The sequence below is a fragment of the Azospirillum agricola genome (assembly GCF_020005195.1).
Taxonomy (GTDB): domain Bacteria; phylum Pseudomonadota; class Alphaproteobacteria; order Azospirillales; family Azospirillaceae; genus Azospirillum; species Azospirillum agricola.
In genome coordinates, this window is sequence record NZ_JAIFZR010000005.1 from 262,628 (window position 1) to 284,490 (window position 21,863).

Sequence of the window (21,863 nt, forward strand, 5' to 3'; positions counted from 1 at the left end):
GCTCCAGTTGGCAAGCTCAGGTTGGCTGGCCCCAGCCGGCGGAACCTGACGCGCGCTCCTAGCGCGCCAGCGGGTCGCCCAACTGGCGCAGGTCGTTCTCGCGCCGCATCAGGTCGCGCTGGCCCAGCGGGTCGAGGCGGCCCATCGCGTCGTCTGTGCGCATGCGGTCGACCTCCGGTCGGATCAGGTCGCGCTTGAAGGCGTCGGTGGCGCCCTGGGTCGAGGGAACCGGCGGCAAGGGGACCGGGCGCGGCGGCTGCGGCAGCACCGACGGGTCGGGCGGCGGCGAGGAACTGCCGCGCCGGCGCTTGGGCGGCTGGTCGCCCGGCCCCGCCCGGCCCTGCTCCGCCTGGACTTGGCTCCAGCGCCGGGTCGGCTGCGGGGACAGGTCGGCGCCGGGCGCCGTCCCTCCGGGCCGCAGCGTCTGGGTGTGGATCGGCGGGAAGCCCTGGGCGCGGCCCGGCATGTCGTCGCGCAGGTCGGACGGCGCGCAGGCGGCGAGCGCCAACAGGGCGGTCAACGGAAGAAGCCAGCGATGGCGGGCCAGGAACGGTGTGGTCATTCCTGGAATGTCGGTGCTTCCTATCGTTTCGACAAGACAACCCCAAAGGAGGCCCCAAGGAGGCCCCGAAAGAGGGACTCCCCCTGCGTGAGCTTTGCCGTTAGAATGTTCACGATTTGTTCGATTTGAAGAGTGAGCGACGCTTTGAGAAGTGAGCGACGCATGGCCCGCCGCATTCTGGCGCTGTGGCTGCCCCGCCTGCCGACCGACGCGCGCACGCGCGGTCCGGCGGCGGATCGGCGCGCGCTCCCGCTGGCGCTGCTGCGGACCGAGCGCGGGCGCCGGCTGGTCGTTGCCGTCAACCGGGTGGCGGAGACCGCCGGCATCCTCCCCGGCCTGACGCTGGCCGACGCCCGCGCCCTGCTTCCCGGACTCGACGTCGCCGACGCAACGCCCGAGGACGACGCCCGGCTGCTCGACCGCATCGCCGGCTGGTGCCGGCGCTACAGCCCATGGACCGCGCCCGACGGGACCGACGGGGTGATGATCGACATCACCGGCTGCGCCCATCTGTTCGGCGGCGAGGCGGCGCTGCTCGCCGACCTGCACCGCCGCCTGCGGGACGCCGGCTTCGCCGCCCGCGCCGCGATCGCCGCCACCCCGGCCGCCGCCTGGGGGCTGGCGCGCTTCGGCGACGCCGACAGCCGGCGACGCGAGGCACTCGACGCGCTGCCCATGGCGGCGCTGCGCCTGCCGGTGGCGACCCTCGACGGGCTGGCCGCCGTCGGCCTGCGCCGGATCGGCGACCTGCACGCCCTGCCCCGCGCGGCGCTGGCGACCCGCTTCGGCGACGGCCTGCTGCGGCGTTTCGACCAAGCGCTGGGGCGGCTCGACGAACCGGTTTCGCCGCACCGGCCGGTGGAGCCGCATGAGGCGCGACTCGCCTTCGCCGAGCCGATCGCCACCGCCGACACCATCGCGGCGGCGATGCGTCATCTGCTCGGCACCCTCTGCGCCGGGCTGGAGGCGGCCGGGCACGGCGCCCGGCGGCTGGTGCTGGAGGCTCACCGCACCGACCGGCGTCTGGACGACGCGCCACAGCGGCTGACGCTCGGCGCCAGCCGCCCGACCCGCGACCCGGCGGTGCTGGCCCGCCTGTTCGGGCAGATCCTGGAACAGGTCGAGCCGGGGCCGGGGATCGAGACGATGATCCTCGCCGCCACCGAGACGGCGCCGCTCGGCGCCATCCAGGCCGCGCTTGATGGCGAGGGCGACGACAGCGGGCTGGGCGAACTGGTCGACCGGCTCGGCACGCGGCTCGGCGAGCGGGCGGTGCTGCGGCTGGTGCCCCGCGAGAGCTGGCTGCCGGAGCGCAGCGTCGCCCCCGCCCGGCCGCTCGGCCACCCGCCCCCCAACCATCCGTCCCTCGGCCACCCGTCCCTCGGCTGCCCGCCGGCCGCAGGGGACTCCATCGCCCGCTGGCCGGACGACCGCCCCCGCCCGGTCCGGCTGTTCAGCCCGCCCGAGCCGGTCGAGGCGACCGCTCCGGTCCCCGACGACCCGCCGCTGCAATTCCGCTGGCGCGGCGTCCTGCACCGCGTCCGCCGCGCCGACGGGCCGGAGCGGATCGAAACCGAATGGTGGCGTCCTGGAGCGGGACGGGGCGGAAACCCGCGCGACTATTACCGGGTGGAGGACCGTGACGGCCGGCGCTTCTGGCTGTTCCGCGACGGGCTCTACCGGCCGGACACGCCGCCGGATGCCGCGCCGCGCTGGTACCTGCACGGATTCTTCGGATGAGGGCTGGCCGGCTCTCCCTCTCCCGCCCCGGAAGAGGGCACTTTCCATGACCCCCTACGCCGAGCTTCAGGTCGCCACCAGCTTCTCCTTTCTGGAGGGCGCCTCCCATCCCAACGAACTGGCCGCGACGGCGGCGCGGCTCGGCCACGCCGCCATCGGCGTCGCCGACCGCAACACGCTGGCCGGCGTCGTCCAGATGCACGCCGCCGCGAAGGCGGCCGGCATCCGGCCGGTGATCGGCTGCCGGCTCGACCTGACCGACGCCGACAGCCTGCTCGCCTACCCGACCGACCGCGCCGCCTACGCCCGGCTGTCGCGCCTGCTGACCCTCGGCAAGATGCGGGCGCCCAAGGGGGAGTGCTTCCTCGCGCGCACCGACGTGCTGGCCCACGCCGAGGGCATGCTGCTCCTGCTGCTGCCGCCCGACCGCCGCGACCCGTCCTTCGTCCACGAGTTGCGGGCGTGGCGCGGCGGGCTGGCGCGTGGACAGCTTCACCTCGCCGCCAGCCACCGCTACCGGGGCGACGACGCCCGGCGGCTGCACTGGCTGGCCGGGCTGGCGGCGGCCGAGCGCGTGCCGCTGGTCGCCACCAACGACGTGCTGTGCCATCACCCGTCGCGCCGGGCGCTGGCCGACGTGCTGACCTGCATCCGCCACCACGCCACCATCGACACGGCCGGTTGGCGGCTCGCCGCCAACGTCGAGCGCCACCTGAAGGCCGGCGTCGAGATGGCCCGCCTGTTCCGCGACCATCCCGACGCCGTTGCCCGCACGGTGGAGATCGCCGACGCCTGCCGCTTCTCGCTGGACGAACTGCGCTACGAGTACCCCGACGAGGTGGCCGAAGGACGCGACCCGCAGGAGACGCTGGTCGCGCTGACCTGGGAGGGGGCGAGGGAACGCTACCCCGGCGGCATCCCCGACCCGGTGCGGAACACGGTGGAGCGCGAGCTGGCGCTGATCGGGCAGCTCCGCTACGCGCCCTATTTCCTGACCGTCCACGACATCGTGCGCTTCGCCAGGGCGCAGGATATCCTCTGCCAGGGCCGGGGCAGCGCCGCCAATTCGGCGGTCTGCTACTGCCTGGGCATCACCGCCGTCGACCCGACCGAGGTCGAGCTGCTGTTCGAGCGCTTCATCTCCACCGCCCGCAACGAGCCGCCCGACATCGACGTCGATTTCGAGCATGAGCGGCGCGAGGAGGTCATCCAGCACATCTACGGAAAATACGGGCGCCACCGCGCCGGGCTGACCGCGACCGTCATCCGCTACCGCGCGCGCGGAGCGCTGCGGGACGTCGGCAAGGCGATGGGGCTGTCGGCCGATCTGGTGGCGCGGCTGACCGGCTCGATCTGGGGCTGGAGTTCGAAAGGCGTCGACGCGGAGCGCGCCCGGCGCTGCGGCGTCGATCCCGACGACCCGCGCCTCCGGCAAACGCTGGAGCTGGCGGAGGAGCTGATCGGCTTTCCCCGCCACCTGTCGCAGCATGTCGGCGGCTTCGTCATCACGCGCGGGCCGCTGTCGGACCTCTGCCCGGTCGCCAACGCCGCCATGGAGGACCGCACCACCATCGAGTGGGACAAGGACGACATCGACGCGCTGGGCATCCTGAAGGTCGACGTGCTGGCGCTCGGCATGCTGACCTGCGTGCGCAAGGCGTTCGACCTGATCGAGCGGCACCATGGCGGGCCGCGCCTGACGCTCGCCAGCCTGCCGCCGGACGACCGGCGCGTCTACGCCATGCTGGGGCGGGCCGACAGCCTGGGGGTGTTCCAGGTGGAGAGCCGGGCGCAGATGTCGATGCTGCCGCGCCTGAAGCCGGAAAATTTCTACGACCTGGTCGTCGAGGTCGCCATCGTCCGCCCCGGCCCGATCCAGGGCGGCATGGTCCACCCCTACCTGCGCCGCCGCCGCGGGGAGGAGGAGGTCACCCACCCGATGCCGCAGTTGGAGCCGGTGCTGCGCAGGACCTACGGCGTGCCGCTGTTCCAGGAACAGGCGATGAAGATCGCCATGGTCGGCGCCGGCTTCAGCGCGGCGGAAGCCGACCGGTTGCGCCGGGCCATGGCCTCCTTCCGCAAGAGCGGAGACGTCCACCGCTTCCGCGAAAAATTCATCGCCGGCATGCTCGCCAACGGCTGCCCGCCCGACTTTGCCGAACGCTGCTTCCGGCAGATCGAGGGGTTCGGCGAGTACGGCTTCCCCGAGAGCCACGCGGCGAGCTTCGCCCTGCTGGTCTATGTGTCGGCCTGGCTCAAGTGCCACCACCCGGCGGTGTTCGCGGCGGCGCTGCTGAACAGCCAGCCGATGGGCTTCTACGCCCCGGCCCAGATCGTCCGCGACGCCCGCGGGCACGGCGTGACCGTGCTGCCGCCGGACGTGAACCGCTCGGACTGGGACTGCGTGCTGGAACCGGTCCAGCCCGACGCCCCGCCCCCTCTCCCCGGAGCGGAAAGCGGGACGAAGGCGGAAAGGCTCGGATTGAGGTTGGGCTTCCGCCTGATCAAGGGCTTCACCGAACCCGACGCCAAGGCGCTCGTCCTGTCGCGCGCCGGCGGCTACCGCGACGCCTACGACCTGTGGCGGCGCTCCCGGCTGCCGGCCGCCGCCCTGGAACGGCTTGCCAGGGCGGACGCCTTCCGCTCGGTCGGGCTGGACCGGCGGGCGGCGCTGTGGACGGTGCGGGCGCTGGGCGACTCACCCCTGCCGCTGTTCGCCCGGCTCGACGGCAACGCGGCGGACGAGCCCGACGCCCCCCTGCCCGCCATGCCGCTGGGCGAGCATGTGGTGATGGATTACGGCAGCCTGTCGTTGTCGCTGAAGGCCCACCCGCTGGCGCTGCTGCGCGACGGGCTGCCCGGCATCACCCCGTCCGAGCGGCTGGCCGCCACCCGCGACGGCCGGCGGCTGACGGTGGCCGGGCTGGTGCTGGTGCGCCAGCGGCCGGGCAGCGCCGAGGGCGTCGTCTTCCTGACGCTGGAGGACGAGACCGGCGTCGCCAACCTCGTCGTCCTGCCCGACCTGTTCGAGACCTTCCGCCGCCCGATCATGACCGCCCGCCTGCTGGCCGCCACCGGCCGGGTGCAGAACCACGAGGGCGTGGTGCATCTGCGGGTCGAGACGCTGGTCGACCTGACCCACCGGCTGGGCGAACTGATGGGCGATTTCACCCCCGGCCAGCGGACCGGCGCGCTCGCCCCGGCGGAGCAAGGAGTCTTCCCCTCGGGCCGGAACTTTCATTGAGCTGGCCGTCACTCCGGCCAGAAATCCTGAGCCATCAAGGTTTTGAAGGACCAGGGGCAGTCGGACGGGAAAATGTCCTCCGGCAATCCGGATTCCGCCGACGCCTCGCGTCGGGCGTAGCGGTAGGCCGATGCCGTCGCGTCCGGCAGCTTGGCCTTCAGGCTTGGGTTGTCGTCGAGATGATCGACAAGCCGGTCGCGGGCGTTGGCGACCGACAGGCGCCAGGAATTGCCGCGCAGCGCCGGCTGGAATTGCCACTTCAAAAGATGGAGCAGCAGCACGGTCAGCCGGCTGACGAGTTCGCGCTTCTCGCTCCGCCCCATGCTCTCGATCTCCTCGGCGATGTGCGCGACGTCGGCGGCCGACCATTGCCCCGCCCGCAGCAGCGCCGCCTGCTCGTTGGCCCACGCGTAGAAATCACGATCGTAGAGACTGCTCATCGCTGCGATCCCTGTGCCCCTCATACGGGAGGCGCCGTCCGGCGGTAGCGGAGCCTTCTCAGAACAGGTGCTGGCCGCCGGTGATGAAGGTTTCGGTTCCGGTGATATAGGCCGAATCGGGACCGCACAGGTAGAAGATCACCGCCGCGACGTCCTCCGGCGTGCCCATGCGCTTCAGCGGGATGCGCGGGATCAGCACGTCGTATTCCGGGCCGGTCATCGCCGTCTCGATCTCGCCGGGGGCCACCGCGTTGACGCGGACGCCGATCTCGGCGAACTCCACTGCCATCTCGCGCGTCAGGCCCGACAGCGCCGCCTTGGAGGTCGAATAGGCCGAGCCGGCGAAGGGATGCACCGAATGGCCGGCGATGGAGGTGACGTTGACGATCGCCCCCTTGGCCCGCGACAGCGGTGCCGCGAAGCCGCGCGCCAGGACCAGGGTGGCGAAGAAGTTCAGCTCGAAGACCCGGTGCCAGCCCTCCAGCGAGCCGTTCAGGCAGCCGAGCCGCTCCCTGATCGGCGTCTTGGGCGAGATGCCGGCGTTGTTGATCAGCGCGTGCAGCGGCGCGCCGTCGAGGGCGTCGTTGGCCTCCTCGACGAAGGCGGCGCGGCTGGCCGGATCGGACAGGTCGGTCGGGATGTGGTGGGTCCAGTTGGGATCGCGCCGGCAATGCGCCGGGACGTCCTCGCGCGAGCAGGAGATCACGCGCCAGCCCTCGGCGCTGAAGCGCGCGACGGTGGCGTGTCCGATACCCCGGCTGGCGCCGGTCAGGATGACGGTCTTACGGTGCGGCATAACGCCATGCTAGCGCGGTCCGGGCCGTTGCGGAAGAGTCGCGAGCGGTCCACGCGCATGGCCGGCAACACCCCGCCGGCCCCACGGCTCGGCCCGGAAACGGGTTTCCTCCCACGGGAAAAGCTCCAAAAGCGTGCGTTGCACCGGATGGCGAACGCCTTGGGACCGCTCCTCTCCAAGCGGCGCAGGGCACATGCAATTTCCACGAGAAATTTTAACGCCGCCGATCACGCGATGGGTATCGTCGCAGAATACTTCTGGATGCGAAAATACGTCACCATCTTTTTAAAATAGTTATTTCAGCGCCCGGCTGTCGCAGGGATCGGCCATGCTCGCGGCCGGCGGCTGGTAGCCGCCCACCGGAGCCGCGTCGCCACCCCGGCCCCGGCGGCGCCGCTCCGGGCTCCGATCCTGAACGCGGCTTCATCAACCCGGCGGCGCCACCCCGACGGCGCCGTTGACGCCGTGCCGGCCATGCCCAACCTTGGGGCCATGCCTTCACGACGGAGCTGCCCCGTGCGCCGCCTTCCCCTGCTCGCCCTGCTACTGCTGACCGCCCTTCCGCTGCGCGCGGAGGAGACGGCGCCCGCCTGCGTTCCGCCGGGCGTCTGGGCCGACGGCACCGGCCGGCGCCAGGAGACGGCGCCGCTGCTGCGCCGGGTCGCCGAACAGCCGGCCGTCCTGCTGGGCGAGCAGCACGACAAGGCCGAGCACCACCGCTGGCAGCTCCACGCGCTGGCCGGCCTGCACGCGCTGAACCCCGATCTGGCGGTCGGGCTGGAGATGATGCCGCGCCGGCTCCAGCCGCTGCTCGACCGCTGGTCGGCCGGTGGGCTGGACGAGGCCACCTTCCTGAAGGAGAGCGACTGGCGCAACGTCTGGGGCTTCGACCCGGCCTTCTACATGCCGATCCTGCATTTCGCCCGCATGCACCGGCTGCCGGTGGTCGGGCTGAACGTCGAGCGCACGCTGATCTCCCGCATCGCCCGCGAGGGCTGGGCCGCCGTCCCCGAAGCGGACCGGGAGGGCGTCGGCAACCCCGCCCCGCCGACCGCCGCCTACCGCGAACGGCTGCTGGAGACGCTGGCCGCCCACAACCGGCCGGACTCGCCGCCCGAGGCGGCGGAGCGCTTCATCGAGGCGCAGAGCATCTGGGACCGCGCGATGGCCGAGCGCATCGCCGACACCCGCCGCGCCACCGGCCGCGGCGTCGTCGCCATCCTCGGCGCCGGCCACGCCGAGCAGCGCAACGGCGTGCCGCACCAGCTCGCCGACCTCGGCATTCCCGACTCGGCAGTCCTGCTGCCCTGGGACGCCGACCGCCCCTGCGCCGATCTCGACGGCCGCGTCGCCGACGCGGTGTTCGGACTCGGCCCGTCGAAAGAGCCCGCCGAGCCGCCGCGCCCACGGCTGGGCGTGCAGCTCGACCCGGCGCCCGACGGGGTGAGGATCGGCTCGGTGCTCGACAACAGCGTCGCCGCCGCCGCCGGCCTGGCCGCCGGGGACCGGCTGGTCAGCGCCGCCGGCAACCCGATCCGCAAGCCCGCCGACCTGACCGCCATCGTCCAGCGGCAGGCCCCCGGCACCTGGCTGCCGATCACCGTGCGCCGGGGCGAGGCGACGCAGGACGTGGTGGCGAAATTCCCCGCCGAGTGACGCGGGCGGCGCGCTACAGCATGGTCGCCCAGCGGGCCAGCGCGTCGGGGGTCGGGTTGACCGCCGGGGCGCAGCCGCCGCGCCCCAGCCGCTCGCGGTGCTCGCGCAGCGCCCAATGGACGGTCGGAAAAGCCAGCTCGCCCCACGGGATCTCCTCCCAGGCGAACAGCCCGACCTCCTCGCTCTCCGGGCCGGCGGCGATGTCGTCGGACAGCAGCCGGGCGTGGAAGATCAACTGCACCTGGCTGATGCGCGGGATGTCGTAGATCGCCAGCAGCGGGCCGGTGGCGATGCGCGCCCGCGCCTCCTCCCAGGCTTCGCGGGCGGCGCCGTCGGCCGTGCTCTCGCGCTCCTCCATGTAGCCGGCGGGCAGCGTCCAGAAGCCCTTGCGCGGCTCGATGGCGCGGCGGCACAGCAGGATGCGCCCATCCTCCCAGGTGGCGACCGAGCCCACCACGATCAGCGGATTCTGGTAGGCGATGTAGCCGCAGTCGGGGCACAGCAGCCGCTCGCGATCCTCGCCGGGCGGGATGGCGCGCACACGGGGACCGCCGGGGGAAAGGGTATCGTCGGACATGGCCTCCGATATGGCGCGGAGCCCTCCGTTGGACAAGCGGAGAAGCGGCGCTTGCGCGTCTGTTCGCGCCCCGTTCCAATTCGCGATTCGTTCCTGTAGGCTGCACCCCTTCGGTTTCGCGTGACGACGGTCGGTCGAGGGGTTGCATGCAGGTCGCGGTGGACACCGTATCGCTGGCGCTGGGTGGATTCGCCGGACTCTGCCTGGGAGGTGGCTTGGTCTGGGCGATCCTGGGCGCCGCGTCCGCCCGCGCCGAGGCCGCCGCCGCGGCGCTGCACGCCGAACTGGCCACCCGGCTCGACCTTGCCGAACGGGTCGAGGACGACCTGCGCGAAGAGGTCGAGGCGCGCGACCACCAGATCGCCCGCCTCCAGAGCGAGATCGCGGCGGCCCGCCAGCGCCAGGGCGAGCTGGCCACCAGCCTGGAGGCCGAGCGCGCCGCCGCCGCCGAGAAGCTGGCCCTGCTGGAGCGTGCCCAGGCCACCCTGTCCGACAGCTTCAAGGCGCTGTCGGCCGAGGCGCTGCGCCACAACAACCGCAGCTTCCTCGACCTGGCGCGCGAGACGCTGAGCGGCTTCCAGGAGCAGGCCAGGGGCGACCTCGACAAGCGGCAGACCGCCATCGCCGCCATCGTCGATCCGGTGCGTCAGACGCTGGAGACCATGGACCGCCAGATCCGCGAGATGGAGACCACCCGCGCCGGCGCCTACGAAGGGCTGCGGCAGCAGGTGCTGTCGCTGGTCGAGACGCAGAGCCAGCTCCGTTCCGAGACCGGCAACCTCGTCCGCGCCCTGCGCAGCCCAGCCGCGCGCGGCCGCTGGGGCGAGATCCAGCTCCGCCGGGTCTGTGAGATGGCCGGCATGCTCGACCATTGCGACTTCCTCGAACAGGCGACGGTGGACAGCGCAAACGGCCGGCTGCGCCCCGATCTGGTCGTCACCCTGCCCGGCCGCAAGACCATCGTCGTCGACGCCAAGACCCCGCTGGAGGGCTATCTCGACGCCCTCCAGGCGGCCGACGAGGCCGGGCGCCGCGACGGCATGGCCCGCCACGCCCGCCATGTGCGCGAGCACATGAGGCAGCTCGGCACCAAGGCCTATTGGGACCAGTTCCAGGACAGCCCGGAATTCGTCGTGCTGTTCCTGCCGGGCGAGAATTTCTTCTCCGCCGCGCTGGAGCAGGATCCGGCGCTGATCGAGGCCGGCATCGACCACCGGGTGATCCTGTCCACGCCCACCACCCTGATCGCGCTGCTGCGCGCCGTCGCCTATGGCTGGCGGCAGGAACGGCTGGCGGACAACGCCCGCGAGATCAGCGCGCTGGGCGGCGAACTGTACAAGCGGCTGTCCGACCTGGGCGGCCATCTGGAGCGGCTGGGCTCGCAGCTCGACAAGGCGGTCGGCTGCTACAACGGCGCGGTCGGCACGCTGGAATCGCGCGTGCTGGTCACCGCGCGGCGCTTCCGCGACCTGCACGCCGCCCCCGAGGGCGCCGAGCTGCCGCTGCTGGAGCCGCTCGACCACAGCCCGCGCCGCCTCCAGGCGGCGGAGCTGCGGGCCTCCGATCTTCGGCCCTCCGACTTGCGGACAGCCGAATTCCAGGTGGAGCCGGTCATTCCGTCCTCGGCGGCGGACTGAAGGCGACCTTGATCGGCGTGCCGTCGTTGAGGCGACCGGTGCCCGTGCCGCTCATCAGGTCCGAAGTCCGCCGCCCTGGCCGATGAGAATGCCGGCTTCATCCACCCCCGGCTTCGTCCAACCCAATGTTCGTCCGACTCAAAGCCCATTCGCGCACGCTCGACCAGATGCTCGCCCGCCGCAGGATGAAGGCCAAGGAGCTGGCCCAGCGCATCGGCATCACCAAGGCCGACCTGTCGCTGCCGCGCACCGGAAAGGTGAAGGGCTGCGGTTCGAGACGCTGGCCCGGATCTGCGCCGTGGCGGAGTGCCAGCCCGCCGACCTGGACGCCGGTTCCGGAGCCGGCGGCGGCGATGCGGACTGAGAGCGCCTGTGCTAGCGTACGCCGCGCCGCCCGCCCTGGCGGTGACCTTCCCAACCTTCCGTTCCCCCACGAGGATTGCCATGACGGACCCGACCGTCCGCTGCGAGCGCTGCCACAAGACCTACCCGGCGGAGGAGAGCGGCTGCCCGAACTGCCTTTCGATTCGCCGCACCAACGCGGTGATCGGCACGACGCTGGTGCTGCTGGCGATCCTGGCGCTGGGAGGCTGGGTCGGCGCCATGGCGCTGCTCTGAGCACGCCACGTCTGGACGGCCGCCGGACGGGACCGGGGCGCGGATGACAGGGATTTCATGACGGACGGCGGCGGGATTGGCCCACAATGCGGCCAATCCTACGCCCATGGCCCCGAGCCCGTGGTGGGGACGCCTGGGAAAGACCGATCGATCATGAGCGACACCACCGCCTGCCCCTATTGCGGTTCCGACTATGGGCACGGCCCCGACGACTGCCCGCTGTGCCGGTCGGCCCGCCGCAAGGATCTGCTGATCCGCTGCGTCATCGGCCTGATGTTCCTGGTGCCGATCCTGACGCTGTTCGCGACGGTGCTGCTCGACAACGGAGTCGGGGCGAAGATCTTCTCGCTGGACTGACGGGCGGCGGACCGGGGACGTCAGCCGCCGGCGCGCAGCCGCTCGTTCAGGAAACTCGTCACCCGCGCGATGGCGTCGTTGCGCGCGTCCTCGTCGGTGCCGACATGCGCGGTGCCGCCGGGAACCGTCGCCAGATCCTTGCGCTTGCGCACCGGCGCGTCGGGCGCGTCGAAGCCGTGGTAGGCGTTGGGGTAGACGACCAGCTCCATCCGTTCCTTCACCACGTCGCGCTTGGACAGCTCGACGCAGCTCTGCGGCGGGTTCCAGTCGTCCTTCTCGCCGACCAGCATCAGCAGCGGGCCGTCGGGCTGCCAGTCCTCGTCGCCCAGCGGGGTCTTGCAGCCGGGGTAGAAGGCGATGGCGGCGCGGAAGCCGCCCTCCTCCGACCCCGCCGGCCCATCCTCGCCGGCGCCGAAGGCGGCCAACACCGTGCCAGCGCCCTGCGACCAGCCCATGACCGCGATCCGGCCGCGATCCACCTCGGGGCGGTGGCGCAGATAGGCCAGCGCCGCCCAGGCGTCGCGCTTGCGCTCGACCGAGGCGCGGACCGGACGCTCCTTGGCGGTGCAGAGGTCGGACACGCCGCGCGGGCCGAAGCTGTCGACCATCAGCACCTCGTAGCCCTGGCGCTGGAGCGTCGTCGCCCACCAGACATGGCGCGGGGACACCCGCCCGGTGCTCTTGGCGTAGAGACCGCCGCAGCCGTGCAGCAGCACCACCGACGGGTGCGGACCGCTGCCGGCGGGACGCAGCAGGCGCCCGGTCAGGGTGGTGGGGGCGCCGCCGGTCAGGTCGGCGTCCTGCGAGGGAAAGCGCACGATCTCCTCGGCGTGCACGCCCGACGCGGCCCGCGCGGCGGACGGCGCGACCGTCCACGCCGCCATCGCCATTCCCGCCACCACCGCAAGACGCAGGGTAGAAGCCATCATTCTCGCAGGTCCCCGGCACCCGGCGCGCCACCCCGTCGGCGGCGCTCGCGATTGCAATATTAGCACCGCTTCGCCGGAAAACCACCGGGCCTCGGGATTGAGCCCGAACGGCGGGCGGTGCGAATTTTGCGGCGTGCGGACGGGGCGGGTCTGCGGTAAGCAGGGATCACGGTTCGGACACGGCCCGCATCCCGGCCCTCCCCTGCTCCCGGTGGCCCGACGGTCCGCCGGGAGCGTCGGCGCGAGCGAAGCTTGCGCGTGAGCGGGAAGGGTCGGGGTGGGGCCGTGTTTCACGTCCTGCCCCCAACCACCGGCCGCCATGACCACCCCCACCCCAGCCTTCCTGCCTTTCTGCCTCTACTGGCTGCGCCTCGGCCTCACCAGCTTCGGCGGCCCCGCCGGGCAGATCGCCATGATGCAGAGCGAACTCGTCGACCGGCGGCGCTGGATCGACCAGACGCGGTTCCTGCACGCGCTGAACTTCTGCATGCTGCTGCCGGGGCCGGAGGCTCAGCAGCTCGCCACCTATGTCGGCTGGCGGCTGCACGGGGTGCGCGGCGGGCTGGTGGCCGGCGTGCTGTTCCTGCTGCCCGGCGCCCTCGTGCTGTTCGCCCTGTCCTGGCTGGCGGCGGCGCATGGCGACACCGGAATGGTCGGCGCGGTCTTCGACGGGATCAAGCCGGCGGTGGTCGCCATCGTGCTCGCCGCCGTCTGGCGCATGGGCCGGCGCACGCTGAAGGGACCGGCGGCGGTCGCCCTGGCGGCGGCGGCCTTCCTGGGGCTGTTCGCCTTCGGCCTGCCCTTCCCGCTGGTGATCGGCATCGCCGCGCTGACCGGCGGGATCGCCGCGTGGAGCGGCCGGCACTGGTTCGCCCACCCCCACCCGGCCGACTCGGCCATCCTTCCCGAGGCCGCCCCCCGGCCGGGGCGGCTGGCGGCGCTGGCCCTTCTGTTCGCTCTGCTGTGGGCGGTGCCGGTGGGAACGGTGCTGGCGCTCTTCGGGACCGAGCCCTGGGGCGGCGTCGCGGCGCTGTTCACCAAGGCGGCCTTCGTCACCTTCGGCGGCGCCTACGCCGTGCTTCCCTACATCGCGCAGCAGGCGGTGGAGATCCAGGGCTGGCTGTCGCCGCGCGAGATGGTCGACGGGCTGGCGCTGGCCGAGACGACTCCGGGGCCGCTGATCCTGGTCACTCAGTATGTCGGTTTCTTCGCCGGCTGGAACCATCCCGGCGCGCTGACGCCGCTCCAGGCCGGGCTTCTGGGGGCGGCGCTGACGACCTACGTCACCTTCCTGCCCTGCTTCCTGTTCATCTTCGCCGGCGCCCCCTATGTCGAGCGGCTGATCCACAACCGCATGGCGGCGGGCGCGCTCGCGGCCATCGCCGCGGCGGTGGTCGGGGTGATCCTGAATCTGGGCGTCTATCTGGGAGTGGCCGTGCTGCTGCCGGATGGAGGGGCCGGCGGCTGGAGCGGAACGCTCTGGGCCTGGGCGGTCATGGCGGCGGCGCTCGCGGCGCTGGTGCGCTGGAACGCCGCCATCCATTGGGTGGTGCTGGCCGCGGCGGCGGCGGGCCTCGTCCGGGCCTTCGCCGCCACGATCCTCTAGCCCGTCAGCGCCGGGTGACGCGGGCGGGCGCCTCGTCCTCGGCGAAATCCTCGTCCTCCTCGTCCTCGGTCCCCTCGGGGATGTCGGGCGAATCGACGTCGATGGGAACGCCGGGGTTGTGCTTGGAGGTGCGGATCGACAGGGCCGACTTCACATGGGCGACGTTGGGCGCCGCCGTCAGCTTGGTCGTCAGGAAGCGCTGGTAGTCGTCCCAGTCCTCCGCGACGATCTTCAGCACGAAGTCGTACTCGCCGGCCAGCATGTTGCACTCGCGCACCAGCGGCCAGCTGTTGACGAGCTCCTCGAATTTCTTTAGGTCCGCTTCGGCCTGGCTGCTCAAGCCCACCTGAGCGAACACGGTCACGCCGAACCCCAGCGCGTCGGGGTTGACGTCCGCGTGATAGCCGCGGATGAATCCCGCCTCTTCCAGCGCGCGGACGCGGCGCAGGCAGGGCGGGGCGGAGATGCCGGCACGCCGGGCAAGCTCCACGTTGGTCATCCGACCGTCGTTCTGCAGGTCGCGCAGAATACGCCGGTCAATTCGGTCGAGTTTGACCCGCCGCATGGTTTACTCGGTCGCTCCGGGGGTGATTTGGAGAAAGGATATTACACGGTGATGGTGTCTACGCCAAGACCGAAACCCCTGCAAGAGCGGTCGCCCCTGATGCCGCGCTTTGCTCTCCTCCCTTCGCTCCCACAACAATCCGAGATATGATGCAGCTCCTGACCTGCTGGGTGGTGTCCGACGGCAAGCCGGGCATGGAGAACCAGTGCATCGGCCTGGCCGAGGCGCTGGGCCTGACGCCCGTCGTCAAGCGCGTGTCGCTGCGCTCCCCCTGGCGCCAGCTCAGCCCCTACCTGCGCGTCGGCAACCGCTTCGCCGCCGGGCCGGGCGGCGACCCGATCCAGGCGCCCTGGCCCGACCTGCTGATCGGCACCGGGCGGCAGAGCATCGCGCCGTCGCTGGCGGTGCGCCGGCAGTCGCGCGGCCGCACCTTCACCGTGCAGATCCAGGATCCGCAGATTTCGCCGCGCCATTTCGATCTCGTCGTGGTGCCGCGCCACGACAAGCTGCGCGGCGACAACGTGCTGGTGACACGCGGCGCCCTGCACCGGGTGACGCCCGCGATTTTGGCCGAGGCGGCGGCCCGCTTCGCTCCCCGCCTCGCCCATCTGCCGCACCCGCGCGTCGCCGTGCTGATCGGCGGCAACAACGGCGTCTACAGCCTGACCCCGGCGATCATGGGCGAGGTGGCCGAGAAGCTGGTCAACCTGACGCGCAGCCACGGCGCCGGGCTGATGGTGACGCCGTCGCGCCGCACCGGGGCCGACAACGAGGCGATCCTGCGCGCCCGCCTGTCCGGCCTGCCGGCCGAGGTGTGGGACGGCACCGGCGAGAACCCCTATTTCGGCTATCTCGGCCTCGCCGACGCCGTGGTCGTCACCTGCGACAGCGTGTCGATGACGTCGGAGGCCTGCTCGACCGGCAAGCCGACCTACGTCATCGAGCTGGACGGCGGCTCGCCCAAGTTCCGCGCCTTCCACGACGGGCTCTACAAGGACGGCATCACCCGGCGCTTCGACGGCACGCTCGGCACATGGGACCACCAGCTGCTGAACGACACCCGGGGCGTCGCCGACGAGCTGCGCCACCGCCTTGCGGTGCACCGGGCGCGGCATCACACGCAATGATCTTGCGACGAAACCGCACACCCACCGGCAGGGCCGGTTTTGCGGCGGCCCGGCGGCGGGCTCCGTGCCATAAACGCGCAGCCTCGATCGCAGGCAGATGCCCAAAGCTTCGCCGATCCGCCAAAGTTTCGTCGATCCGGATGACCACACCATGACCACCCCTGCCGCCGTCTCCCAGAGCTTCCTGCGCTGCCTGGAGGGCAGCCGGCTGTCCTCCCAGCCCTACCGGCACTGGCTGCTGACCGAGGCGCTGCCGGAGGATTCCGCCGACGCCATCGCCGCCCTGCCCTGGGGTCCGCCGCGGGTGTCCGACACCTACGGCAAGCGCGAGACCAACAACGCGTCGCGCACCTATTTCGGGGCGGAGAACCGCGCGAAGCATCCGGTGTGCGAGACGGTCGCCCAGGCCTTCCAGAGCCGGGAGGTCACCGACGCCATCCAGCGCACCTGCGACGTCGACCTGTCGGGCACCAGCCTGCGCATCGAGTATTGCCAGGACACCGACGGCTTCTGGCTGGAGCCACACACCGACATCGGCGTGAAGAAATACACGATGCTGGTGTATCTCTCAAAGGGGCCGAACTGTGCCGACTGGGGGACCGACGTTCTGGATTCGACGAAGACCATCGTCGCCCGCGCGCCCTACGCCTTCAACGAGGGGCTGATCTTCATCCCCGGCGCCGACACGTGGCACGGCTTCGCCAAGCGGCCGATCGAAGGCGTGCGCAAGTCGATCATCGTCAACTATGTCTCGCCGGAATGGCGGGCGCGCCACGAGCTGTGCTTCCCCGATCAGCCCATTGCGTGATTAATAGCCGCCGATAGCGACGGTCGCCGACCGTCATTCCGCCTGGAGACCTCCTGCGATGTCCATGCTCGATCTGGACAAGTTCCGCGCCACGCCCCTGCAACACGATCCGTACGACTTCCTGTGCGTGCCCGGTTTCGTGAAGAAGGAGCATCTGGAGGCGCTGCACCGCGATTACCCGAAGGTGGACAAGCCGGGCTCCATCCCGCTCGGCGTCTTCCCGCAGGGGCCGGCCTTCGACGCGATGATCAAGGAACTGAAGGGGCCGGAGGTCTGCAAGGCCTTCTCCGAGAAGTTCGACCTCGACCTGTCGCAGTACCCAACCATGTTCACCGCGCGCGGCATGTGCCGGGCGACGGACGGCAAGATCCATCCGGATTCGGCGAGCAAGGTCATCACCGTGCTGATCTACATGAACCCGCCCTGGGAAGCGGCGGGCGGGCGCCTGCGCATCCTGCGCTCGCAGAACCTGGAAGACTACGCCGCCGAGGTTCCGCCGGAGGAAGGCACCCTGATGTGCTTCCGCCGCAGCGACACCTCCTGGCACGGCCACCACCCCTTCGAGGGCCAGCGCCGGGCCATCCAGATGAACTGGGTCAAGGGCAGCGTCTACATCTGGCACGAGCAGTGGCGCCACCGCGTCGGCGCCTGGGCCAAGGGCGTGTTCGGGGGCCAGTCCAAGGGGTATTGAAGCTCCTTCACCCCTTGCCCCACCCGGCCGCTCCCCGCCCAGCGGGGGGAGCGGCCGGGGCGCGGCCCGTGTCTCGAAACACGCTCCCTCCCCTCACCCCACCGGCGTCCACACCGGCTCGCCCAACTCCTCGCGGAAGGCGAAGCGCTTCAGGTGGTCGATCACCACCTGCTGGAGTTGCGGCAACCCCGCCGCGTCCGCCACCTCGATGGTGATGTCCAGCCCCGTGTCGTCGGCGGCCAGCCGGCACAGGCGATCCTCGCTGAAGGGCACGGCGCCTTGGTTCTCGTCGTAGGTCACCGCGAATTTGTGCGCCCAATGCTTGCAGAGCTGGGTCATGTAGCGGCGTGCGTTCGCCGTCGCGATGCGCGTGGTCGATGCGGCCATGATGTGGTTCTCCTCCGTTTCCATGAAACCGCCGCTCAGGCGCGCTCGACCGCCAGGGCGGCGGCGTCGACGGCCTCGGCGATGGCCTGAATCTGTTCGGGCGTCAGTTCGCCACGCGACAGCCGCAACCGCAAGGCCAGCTTGAAATTTTCCACCGCCCGGACGATCTGCGGCGCGGGCTCCCGGCCATGGTGGGCGCGGACATGGGCGATGCGCTCGCGGATCGCGGCGATGGTCGCGGCGTTGGCCTTCAGCGCATCGGCGCCCTCGGGCGTGATCTCGTAGAGCTTCTTGGAGCCCTCGCTCGACGCCACCCGGATGTGGCCCTGCTCCTCCAGCAGGGTCAGCGTCGGGTAGACGACGCCAGGACTCGGGCTGTAGGCGCCGCCGACCAGTTCCTCAATCGACTTGATCAAGTCGTAGCCGGAGCGCGGCTTCTCTTCGATCAGCCAGAGCAGGACGAGACGCAGGTCGCCCTGGCCGAAGACGCGGCCCTCGCCGCGTTCGCGGCCACCGCCCCAGCCGCCCCAGCCGCCGCGATGACCGTGCCGGCCGCCCCGGCCGAAGCCGCGACCGCCGCCCTCCTCCTCGGAATCCGGTCGGGAAAAGCGATGGCTGCCCTTGTGAAACAGATGCCGAAACATCAGACCCTCTCTTGATATAGTTTCGATATATCGAAAAATTAGATATATCGAAACCGTGCCGGCGACAAGGGGGAAATGCGGCGATGACATCCAGGAGGACATCCACGGGCGTTCGGACAAAGGGCTGTCGCGCCCCCTACCGACGGGCTATAACCGACGCCTTCGGTTGCTCTTTCGCGTGTGTCCCATGCCTCTTCGGATCGAGACCTTCTCCAACGTCACCGGCGGCTCCAGCTTCTTCAAGGCGGTGGGCCACCCGCTGGCGGCGCCCAAGGCGGCCATCCTGATGGCGCGTCTGGCGTCCTACGGTCCGGTCGCCATCTACGATCCGCTGGGGCTGCTGTCGGGTCTGGCCGAGTTCTACGACCTGTCGGCCATCCCGGTGGCCGGGGTCTATGTGCAGAATGTCGAGCTGGTCGGCACCGAGATCTTCGGCCACACCGCCCGCGCGGTGACGGAGCTGCCGGACAGCGGCGCCCGCACCGTCTTCGTCGTTGCCTTCGATTCCCAGCGCTGCGAAGGGCACATCGCCCACCTGATCCCGAAGGACGCCGGCGTCGTTTCGCTGGACGCCATGCGCGTTCCCGAGGACATGCTGAACGACCCCGGCCATTACCTGTCCAAGTTCAACTGGGCGACCAACTTCGCCTGGTTCCGAGACGAGGCCGGGCAGCACACCCGCATCGTCTCGGCCAACTACTGGCCGCGCTACGGCGCCAAGGGCACCCGGCTGTGGGCCTGCCTGTTCGACGGCAACGGCCGCCCGATCGCCGAATGGACCGAGGCGATGCCGCCCAGCGACGGCACGGTGGTGATCGACAGCCGGCAGGTGCGCGAGCGGCTCGGGCTGGACGACTTCTGCGGCACGCTGTTCCTGCACGTCATCGGCGCCGCCGGGCACGACGTGGTGAAATACGCGCTCGACACCTACGGCGATGACGACACCGTTCTTTCCTGCACCCACGACGCCAACGCTTGGCCGGCCGAGCGCTACGCCGGCCTGCCCGCCCCGCGCGAGGACGAGCGGGTGTCGTTGTGGATCCAGAACAGCCACCCGACGCCGATCCCGGCGGGCGCCGTTGGCCTCAACCTGATGGGCTCCGACGAGATTCGCGCCCTCGACCGCGAGATCGCCCCCTTCGCCACCCTGGCGCTCGACACCCGCGAGCTGTTCCCCGACGCGCGCTGGCCCCTCCAGTTCGAGATCCAGGCCGGCAAGCATTTCGTCCGGCCGCGTTACGAAATCGTCGCTGAAAACGGCCGCCGCCGCGTCGCCCACGCCAACGTCGAGCGCACCGACCTCAAGCCCGACCCCAAGCTGCCCAGGCTGACCGGCGGCTCCATCGGCAAGGGCCACATCCTGCCGGCTCCGCTGCTGCCGATGGGGCGCTGGCGCACCATTCTGCTGCCGACCCCGATGAGCACGGCGCAGACCGAGCTGCCAGTCAAGGCAGTGGTCTACGACCGCAACGGCGCGGCGCTGGCCGAGCACCGCTTCGGCAACCTCAAGCGCTCCGACAGCGTGGCGCTCGACGTCACCGGGCTGGTCGCCGGCACCGCCGTCCCGGACGGCTGGGGCCATGTCGAGCTGGTCTATGATTTCGAAGCCGGAACGGTCGCCGACGGCTGGCTGCACGCGCTGGTCCGTTACGAGGACGTAAACACCGGCCATATGGCGGAAACCAGCTTCGGCAGCCACATCTTCAACACGGCGATGGTCTACCGCGACGAGCCGCAGAGCTACCATGGGCGGCCGCCCGGCCTGTCAACGCGGCTGTTCCTGCGGCTGGGCACGGCGCCGTGGGACACGCTCTGCCATCTCGTCTACCCTGCCTCGACACCCTGGCATGCCACCTCCGACACCAGCCTGGTCCTGACCCGGCGCGATGGCGTCGAGGTTGCCCGCCGGAAGGTCGCCATCCCCTGCGGCGGCTCGCTCTATTGGCGGTCCTCCGAGATGTTCACGGAAGCGGAACGGACCGCCGCGGGCGAGCACGGCTATGTGCTGATCCGCGACACGACCTGCCGGCTGTTCGGCTACCACGGCTGCCTGCACGGTGACAGCGCCTTCAGCCTCGACCATATGTTCGGATTCTGACGCTCCCTCTTTGGAGCCCCCTTTCGTTCGGGACGACCCCATGCCCAGCACCCATCACAGCAAGGTCCTCATCATCGGTGCCGGCCCGGCCGGCTACACGGCGGCGATCTACGCCGCCCGCGCCAATCTGGAGCCGCTCATGGTCCAGGGCATGCAGCCGGGCGGCCAGCTGATGATCACCACCGACGTGGAGAATTTCCCCGGCTTCGCCGACCCCATCCAGGGTCCGTGGCTGATGGAGCAGATGCAGAAGCAGGCCGAGCATGTCGGCACGAAGATGGTGTTCGACCTCATCACCGAGGTCGACTTCACCGTGCGGCCCTTCGTCTGCAAGGGCGACGGCGGCGACACCTACACCGCCGACAGCGTCATCATCGCGACCGGCGCCCAGGCCCGCTGGCTCGGCATCTCCAGCGAGGAGATCTACCGCGGCGCCGGCGTGTCGGCCTGCGCCACCTGCGACGGCTTCTTCTTCCGCGGCAAGGAGGTCGCGGTGATCGGCGGCGGCAACTCGGCGGTCGAGGAGGCGCTCTACCTGACCAACCACGCCACCAAGGTGACGGTCATCCACCGCCGCGACAGCTTCCGCGCCGAGCGCATCATGCAGGACCGGCTGTTCCGCCACCCGAAGATCGAGGTGGTGTGGGACAGCGCGGTCGAGGAGATCGTCGGCGAGGGCGACGGCAGCCTGGGCAACCCGCGCGGCGTCACCGGCGTGCGCGTGAGGAACGTGAAGACCGGCGAGACCCGGACCATCCCGGCGGCCGGCGTCTTCGTCGCCATCGGCCACGAGCCGGCGACCGCCGTGTTCAAGGGAAAGGTCGCGATGGACGAGGCCGGCTACATCGTCACCGCTCCCGATTCGACGGCGACCGACGTGGCCGGCGTCTTCGCGGCCGGCGACGTGAAGGACAAGGTCTACCGGCAGGCGGTGACGGCGGCCGGCATGGGCTGCATGGCCGCGCTGGAGGCCGAGCGCTGGCTGGCCCACCACGAGCCGGCGGCCGGCGCCCACGGCGACCCGAGCCCGGCCGGGACGTGGTAACCTCCCAAAGCCCCTCTCCCCTTGTGGGAGAGGGACATCCCACCGCTTTCAAGGATGCGCTCCCATGAGCCTCGACGTCACCGCCGACACCAGCCTCGCCGCCCTCGACGCGCACGACCCGGTGGCGCGGCGGCGGCTGGCGATGCTGCACCCGGCCTTCGGTCCCGAGGCCGGCCTGCCGGGCGAGGCCAGCCTGGGCGCCGTCGCCGAGGCGACCGGCCTGCCGCTGGCCGCCGTGCTGGCGACGGCCGGCGGCGCCATTCGGGTGGTGGCGCCGGAAGGAGGCTGCGGTTGCGGCGGCGGCTCCTGTGGAACCAGCGCCACGACCCACTGAGG

At 71.1% G+C, this 21,863-nt stretch carries 23 protein-coding genes; 15 read left to right on the top strand and 8 right to left on the bottom strand.

Features of this window, described 5'->3' with window-relative positions; all coding sequences use genetic code 11:
• Nucleotides 1–58: 58 nt before the first annotated feature.
• Nucleotides 59–562 (bottom strand): hypothetical protein, encoded by a 504-nt coding sequence (locus JN22_RS16110; RefSeq protein ID WP_085554941.1) that lies wholly within the window; start codon nucleotides 560–562, stop codon nucleotides 59–61.
• Nucleotides 563–724: 162 nt separating this feature from the next.
• On the opposite strand from JN22_RS16110, the gene JN22_RS16115 reads away from it, so the two are divergent.
• Nucleotides 725–2,302, top strand: a complete 1,578-nt coding sequence (locus JN22_RS16115) for a Y-family DNA polymerase (protein WP_085554942.1) — start codon at nucleotides 725–727, stop codon at nucleotides 2,300–2,302.
• A gap of 46 nt (nucleotides 2,303–2,348) precedes the next feature.
• Nucleotides 2,349–5,546 (top strand): error-prone DNA polymerase, encoded by a 3,198-nt coding sequence (locus JN22_RS16120; RefSeq protein ID WP_085554943.1) that lies wholly within the window; start codon nucleotides 2,349–2,351, stop codon nucleotides 5,544–5,546.
• 8 nt (nucleotides 5,547–5,554) lie between these two features.
• Here JN22_RS16120 and JN22_RS16125 read toward each other — a convergent pair whose 3' ends face one another.
• Both JN22_RS16125 and JN22_RS16130 read right to left on the bottom strand, forming a co-directional pair.
• Entirely contained in the window at nucleotides 5,555–5,986 is a 432-nt protein-coding gene (locus JN22_RS16125) for a DUF29 domain-containing protein (protein WP_085554944.1), read from the bottom strand.
• Between the two features lie 58 nt (nucleotides 5,987–6,044).
• Nucleotides 6,045–6,782: an SDR family NAD(P)-dependent oxidoreductase gene (locus tag JN22_RS16130; protein WP_085554945.1), complete on the bottom strand. Its 738-nt coding sequence runs from the start codon at nucleotides 6,780–6,782 to the stop codon at nucleotides 6,045–6,047.
• Between the two features lie 57 nt (nucleotides 6,783–6,839).
• On the opposite strand from JN22_RS16130, the gene JN22_RS16135 reads away from it, so the two are divergent.
• Both JN22_RS16135 and JN22_RS16140 read left to right on the top strand, forming a co-directional pair.
• Nucleotides 6,840–7,076 (top strand): hypothetical protein, encoded by a 237-nt coding sequence (locus JN22_RS16135; protein WP_143268339.1) that lies wholly within the window; start codon nucleotides 6,840–6,842, stop codon nucleotides 7,074–7,076.
• Nucleotides 7,077–7,298: 222 nt separating this feature from the next.
• Complete coding sequence (locus JN22_RS16140) at nucleotides 7,299–8,438, top strand: ChaN family lipoprotein (RefSeq protein WP_223677753.1); 1,140 nt, start codon at nucleotides 7,299–7,301, stop codon at nucleotides 8,436–8,438.
• Between the two features lie 13 nt (nucleotides 8,439–8,451).
• Here the strand turns inward: JN22_RS16140 and JN22_RS16145 are convergent, their stop codons facing one another.
• Nucleotides 8,452–9,015, bottom strand: a complete 564-nt coding sequence (locus JN22_RS16145; protein WP_085554946.1) for an NUDIX hydrolase — start codon at nucleotides 9,013–9,015, stop codon at nucleotides 8,452–8,454.
• A gap of 146 nt (nucleotides 9,016–9,161) precedes the next feature.
• Between JN22_RS16145 and JN22_RS16150 the strand changes: the two genes are divergently transcribed.
• The 4 genes from JN22_RS16150 (at nucleotide 9,162) to JN22_RS16165 (ending at nucleotide 11,627) form a co-directional block, all read left to right on the top strand.
• Complete coding sequence (locus JN22_RS16150; RefSeq protein WP_085554947.1) at nucleotides 9,162–10,652, top strand: DNA recombination protein RmuC; 1,491 nt, start codon at nucleotides 9,162–9,164, stop codon at nucleotides 10,650–10,652.
• 265 nt (nucleotides 10,653–10,917) lie between these two features.
• Complete coding sequence (locus JN22_RS35230) at nucleotides 10,918–11,016, top strand: helix-turn-helix domain-containing protein (RefSeq protein ID WP_396022001.1); 99 nt, start codon at nucleotides 10,918–10,920, stop codon at nucleotides 11,014–11,016.
• A gap of 80 nt (nucleotides 11,017–11,096) precedes the next feature.
• The gene (locus tag JN22_RS16160) at nucleotides 11,097–11,270 is read left to right on the top strand and encodes a hypothetical protein (RefSeq protein WP_179166175.1); all 174 of its coding nucleotides are present in this window, start codon (nucleotides 11,097–11,099) and stop codon (nucleotides 11,268–11,270) included.
• A gap of 153 nt (nucleotides 11,271–11,423) precedes the next feature.
• Nucleotides 11,424–11,627, top strand: a complete 204-nt coding sequence (locus JN22_RS16165; protein WP_085554948.1) for a hypothetical protein — start codon at nucleotides 11,424–11,426, stop codon at nucleotides 11,625–11,627.
• Nucleotides 11,628–11,647: 20 nt separating this feature from the next.
• Here JN22_RS16165 and JN22_RS16170 read toward each other — a convergent pair whose 3' ends face one another.
• The gene (locus JN22_RS16170; RefSeq protein WP_085554949.1) at nucleotides 11,648–12,556 is read right to left on the bottom strand and encodes a dienelactone hydrolase family protein; all 909 of its coding nucleotides are present in this window, start codon (nucleotides 12,554–12,556) and stop codon (nucleotides 11,648–11,650) included.
• A 319-nt stretch (nucleotides 12,557–12,875) separates the two neighbouring features.
• Between JN22_RS16170 and chrA the strand changes: the two genes are divergently transcribed.
• Entirely contained in the window at nucleotides 12,876–14,162 is a 1,287-nt protein-coding gene (gene chrA, locus JN22_RS16175) for a chromate efflux transporter (protein WP_085554950.1), read from the top strand.
• Nucleotides 14,163–14,166: 4 nt separating this feature from the next.
• Here chrA and JN22_RS16180 read toward each other — a convergent pair whose 3' ends face one another.
• Entirely contained in the window at nucleotides 14,167–14,727 is a 561-nt protein-coding gene (locus JN22_RS16180; protein ID WP_085554951.1) for an Lrp/AsnC family transcriptional regulator, read from the bottom strand.
• A gap of 146 nt (nucleotides 14,728–14,873) precedes the next feature.
• Here JN22_RS16180 and JN22_RS16185 point away from each other — a divergent pair, with 146 nt between their 5' ends.
• The 3 genes from JN22_RS16185 to JN22_RS16195 all read left to right on the top strand — a co-directional run bounded on the left by JN22_RS16185 (nucleotide 14,874) and on the right by JN22_RS16195 (nucleotide 17,353).
• On the top strand, nucleotides 14,874–15,854 hold the full coding sequence (locus tag JN22_RS16185; protein WP_143268340.1) for a mitochondrial fission ELM1 family protein: 981 nt from the start codon (nucleotides 14,874–14,876) through the stop codon (nucleotides 15,852–15,854).
• A 151-nt stretch (nucleotides 15,855–16,005) separates the two neighbouring features.
• Complete coding sequence (locus JN22_RS16190; protein WP_085557193.1) at nucleotides 16,006–16,662, top strand: 2OG-Fe(II) oxygenase; 657 nt, start codon at nucleotides 16,006–16,008, stop codon at nucleotides 16,660–16,662.
• Nucleotides 16,663–16,720: 58 nt separating this feature from the next.
• Entirely contained in the window at nucleotides 16,721–17,353 is a 633-nt protein-coding gene (locus tag JN22_RS16195) for a 2OG-Fe(II) oxygenase (RefSeq protein WP_085554952.1), read from the top strand.
• 93 nt (nucleotides 17,354–17,446) lie between these two features.
• On the opposite strand, the gene JN22_RS16200 is transcribed toward JN22_RS16195, so the two are convergent.
• The gene (locus JN22_RS16200) at nucleotides 17,447–17,740 is read right to left on the bottom strand and encodes a DUF2218 domain-containing protein (protein ID WP_085557194.1); all 294 of its coding nucleotides are present in this window, start codon (nucleotides 17,738–17,740) and stop codon (nucleotides 17,447–17,449) included.
• A 35-nt stretch (nucleotides 17,741–17,775) separates the two neighbouring features.
• Entirely contained in the window at nucleotides 17,776–18,384 is a 609-nt protein-coding gene (locus JN22_RS16205; protein ID WP_085554953.1) for a PadR family transcriptional regulator, read from the bottom strand.
• Between the two features lie 187 nt (nucleotides 18,385–18,571).
• Between JN22_RS16205 and JN22_RS16210 the strand changes: the two genes are divergently transcribed.
• From JN22_RS16210 to JN22_RS16220, 3 genes are all read left to right on the top strand, one after another.
• Nucleotides 18,572–20,482 carry a hypothetical protein gene (locus JN22_RS16210; RefSeq protein ID WP_085554954.1) on the top strand — a complete coding sequence of 637 codons (1,911 nt, stop codon included), beginning with the start codon at nucleotides 18,572–18,574 and terminating at the stop codon, nucleotides 20,480–20,482.
• 40 nt (nucleotides 20,483–20,522) lie between these two features.
• Nucleotides 20,523–21,527: a thioredoxin-disulfide reductase gene (trxB, locus tag JN22_RS16215; RefSeq protein WP_179166176.1), complete on the top strand. Its 1,005-nt coding sequence runs from the start codon at nucleotides 20,523–20,525 to the stop codon at nucleotides 21,525–21,527.
• A gap of 64 nt (nucleotides 21,528–21,591) precedes the next feature.
• Nucleotides 21,592–21,861 carry a hypothetical protein gene (locus JN22_RS16220; RefSeq protein WP_085554956.1) on the top strand — a complete coding sequence of 90 codons (270 nt, stop codon included), beginning with the start codon at nucleotides 21,592–21,594 and terminating at the stop codon, nucleotides 21,859–21,861.
• Nucleotides 21,862–21,863 lie beyond the last annotated feature (2 nt).

Coding starts and splice junctions, on each gene's coding strand:
- JN22_RS16110 (WP_085554941.1), bottom strand. CDS start 562: ATGACCACACCGTTCCTGGCCCGCCATCGCTGGCTTCTTCCGTTGACC.
- JN22_RS16115 (WP_085554942.1), top strand. CDS start 725: ATGGCCCGCCGCATTCTGGCGCTGTGGCTGCCCCGCCTGCCGACCGAC.
- JN22_RS16120 (WP_085554943.1), top strand. CDS start 2,349: ATGACCCCCTACGCCGAGCTTCAGGTCGCCACCAGCTTCTCCTTTCTG.
- JN22_RS16125 (WP_085554944.1), bottom strand. CDS start 5,986: ATGAGCAGTCTCTACGATCGTGATTTCTACGCGTGGGCCAACGAGCAG.
- JN22_RS16130 (WP_085554945.1), bottom strand. CDS start 6,782: ATGCCGCACCGTAAGACCGTCATCCTGACCGGCGCCAGCCGGGGTATC.
- JN22_RS16135 (WP_143268339.1), top strand. CDS start 6,840: ATGGCCGGCAACACCCCGCCGGCCCCACGGCTCGGCCCGGAAACGGGT.
- JN22_RS16145 (WP_085554946.1), bottom strand. CDS start 9,015: ATGTCCGACGATACCCTTTCCCCCGGCGGTCCCCGTGTGCGCGCCATC.
- JN22_RS16150 (WP_085554947.1), top strand. CDS start 9,162: ATGCAGGTCGCGGTGGACACCGTATCGCTGGCGCTGGGTGGATTCGCC.
- JN22_RS16160 (WP_179166175.1), top strand. CDS start 11,097: ATGACGGACCCGACCGTCCGCTGCGAGCGCTGCCACAAGACCTACCCG.
- JN22_RS16165 (WP_085554948.1), top strand. CDS start 11,424: ATGAGCGACACCACCGCCTGCCCCTATTGCGGTTCCGACTATGGGCAC.
- JN22_RS16170 (WP_085554949.1), bottom strand. CDS start 12,556: ATGATGGCTTCTACCCTGCGTCTTGCGGTGGTGGCGGGAATGGCGATG.
- chrA (WP_085554950.1), top strand. CDS start 12,876: ATGACCACCCCCACCCCAGCCTTCCTGCCTTTCTGCCTCTACTGGCTG.
- JN22_RS16180 (WP_085554951.1), bottom strand. CDS start 14,727: ATGCGGCGGGTCAAACTCGACCGAATTGACCGGCGTATTCTGCGCGAC.
- JN22_RS16185 (WP_143268340.1), top strand. CDS start 14,874: ATGATGCAGCTCCTGACCTGCTGGGTGGTGTCCGACGGCAAGCCGGGC.
- JN22_RS16190 (WP_085557193.1), top strand. CDS start 16,006: ATGACCACCCCTGCCGCCGTCTCCCAGAGCTTCCTGCGCTGCCTGGAG.
- JN22_RS16195 (WP_085554952.1), top strand. CDS start 16,721: ATGTCCATGCTCGATCTGGACAAGTTCCGCGCCACGCCCCTGCAACAC.
- JN22_RS16200 (WP_085557194.1), bottom strand. CDS start 17,740: ATGGCCGCATCGACCACGCGCATCGCGACGGCGAACGCACGCCGCTAC.
- JN22_RS16205 (WP_085554953.1), bottom strand. CDS start 18,384: ATGTTTCGGCATCTGTTTCACAAGGGCAGCCATCGCTTTTCCCGACCG.
- JN22_RS16210 (WP_085554954.1), top strand. CDS start 18,572: ATGCCTCTTCGGATCGAGACCTTCTCCAACGTCACCGGCGGCTCCAGC.
- trxB (WP_179166176.1), top strand. CDS start 20,523: ATGCCCAGCACCCATCACAGCAAGGTCCTCATCATCGGTGCCGGCCCG.
- JN22_RS16220 (WP_085554956.1), top strand. CDS start 21,592: ATGAGCCTCGACGTCACCGCCGACACCAGCCTCGCCGCCCTCGACGCG.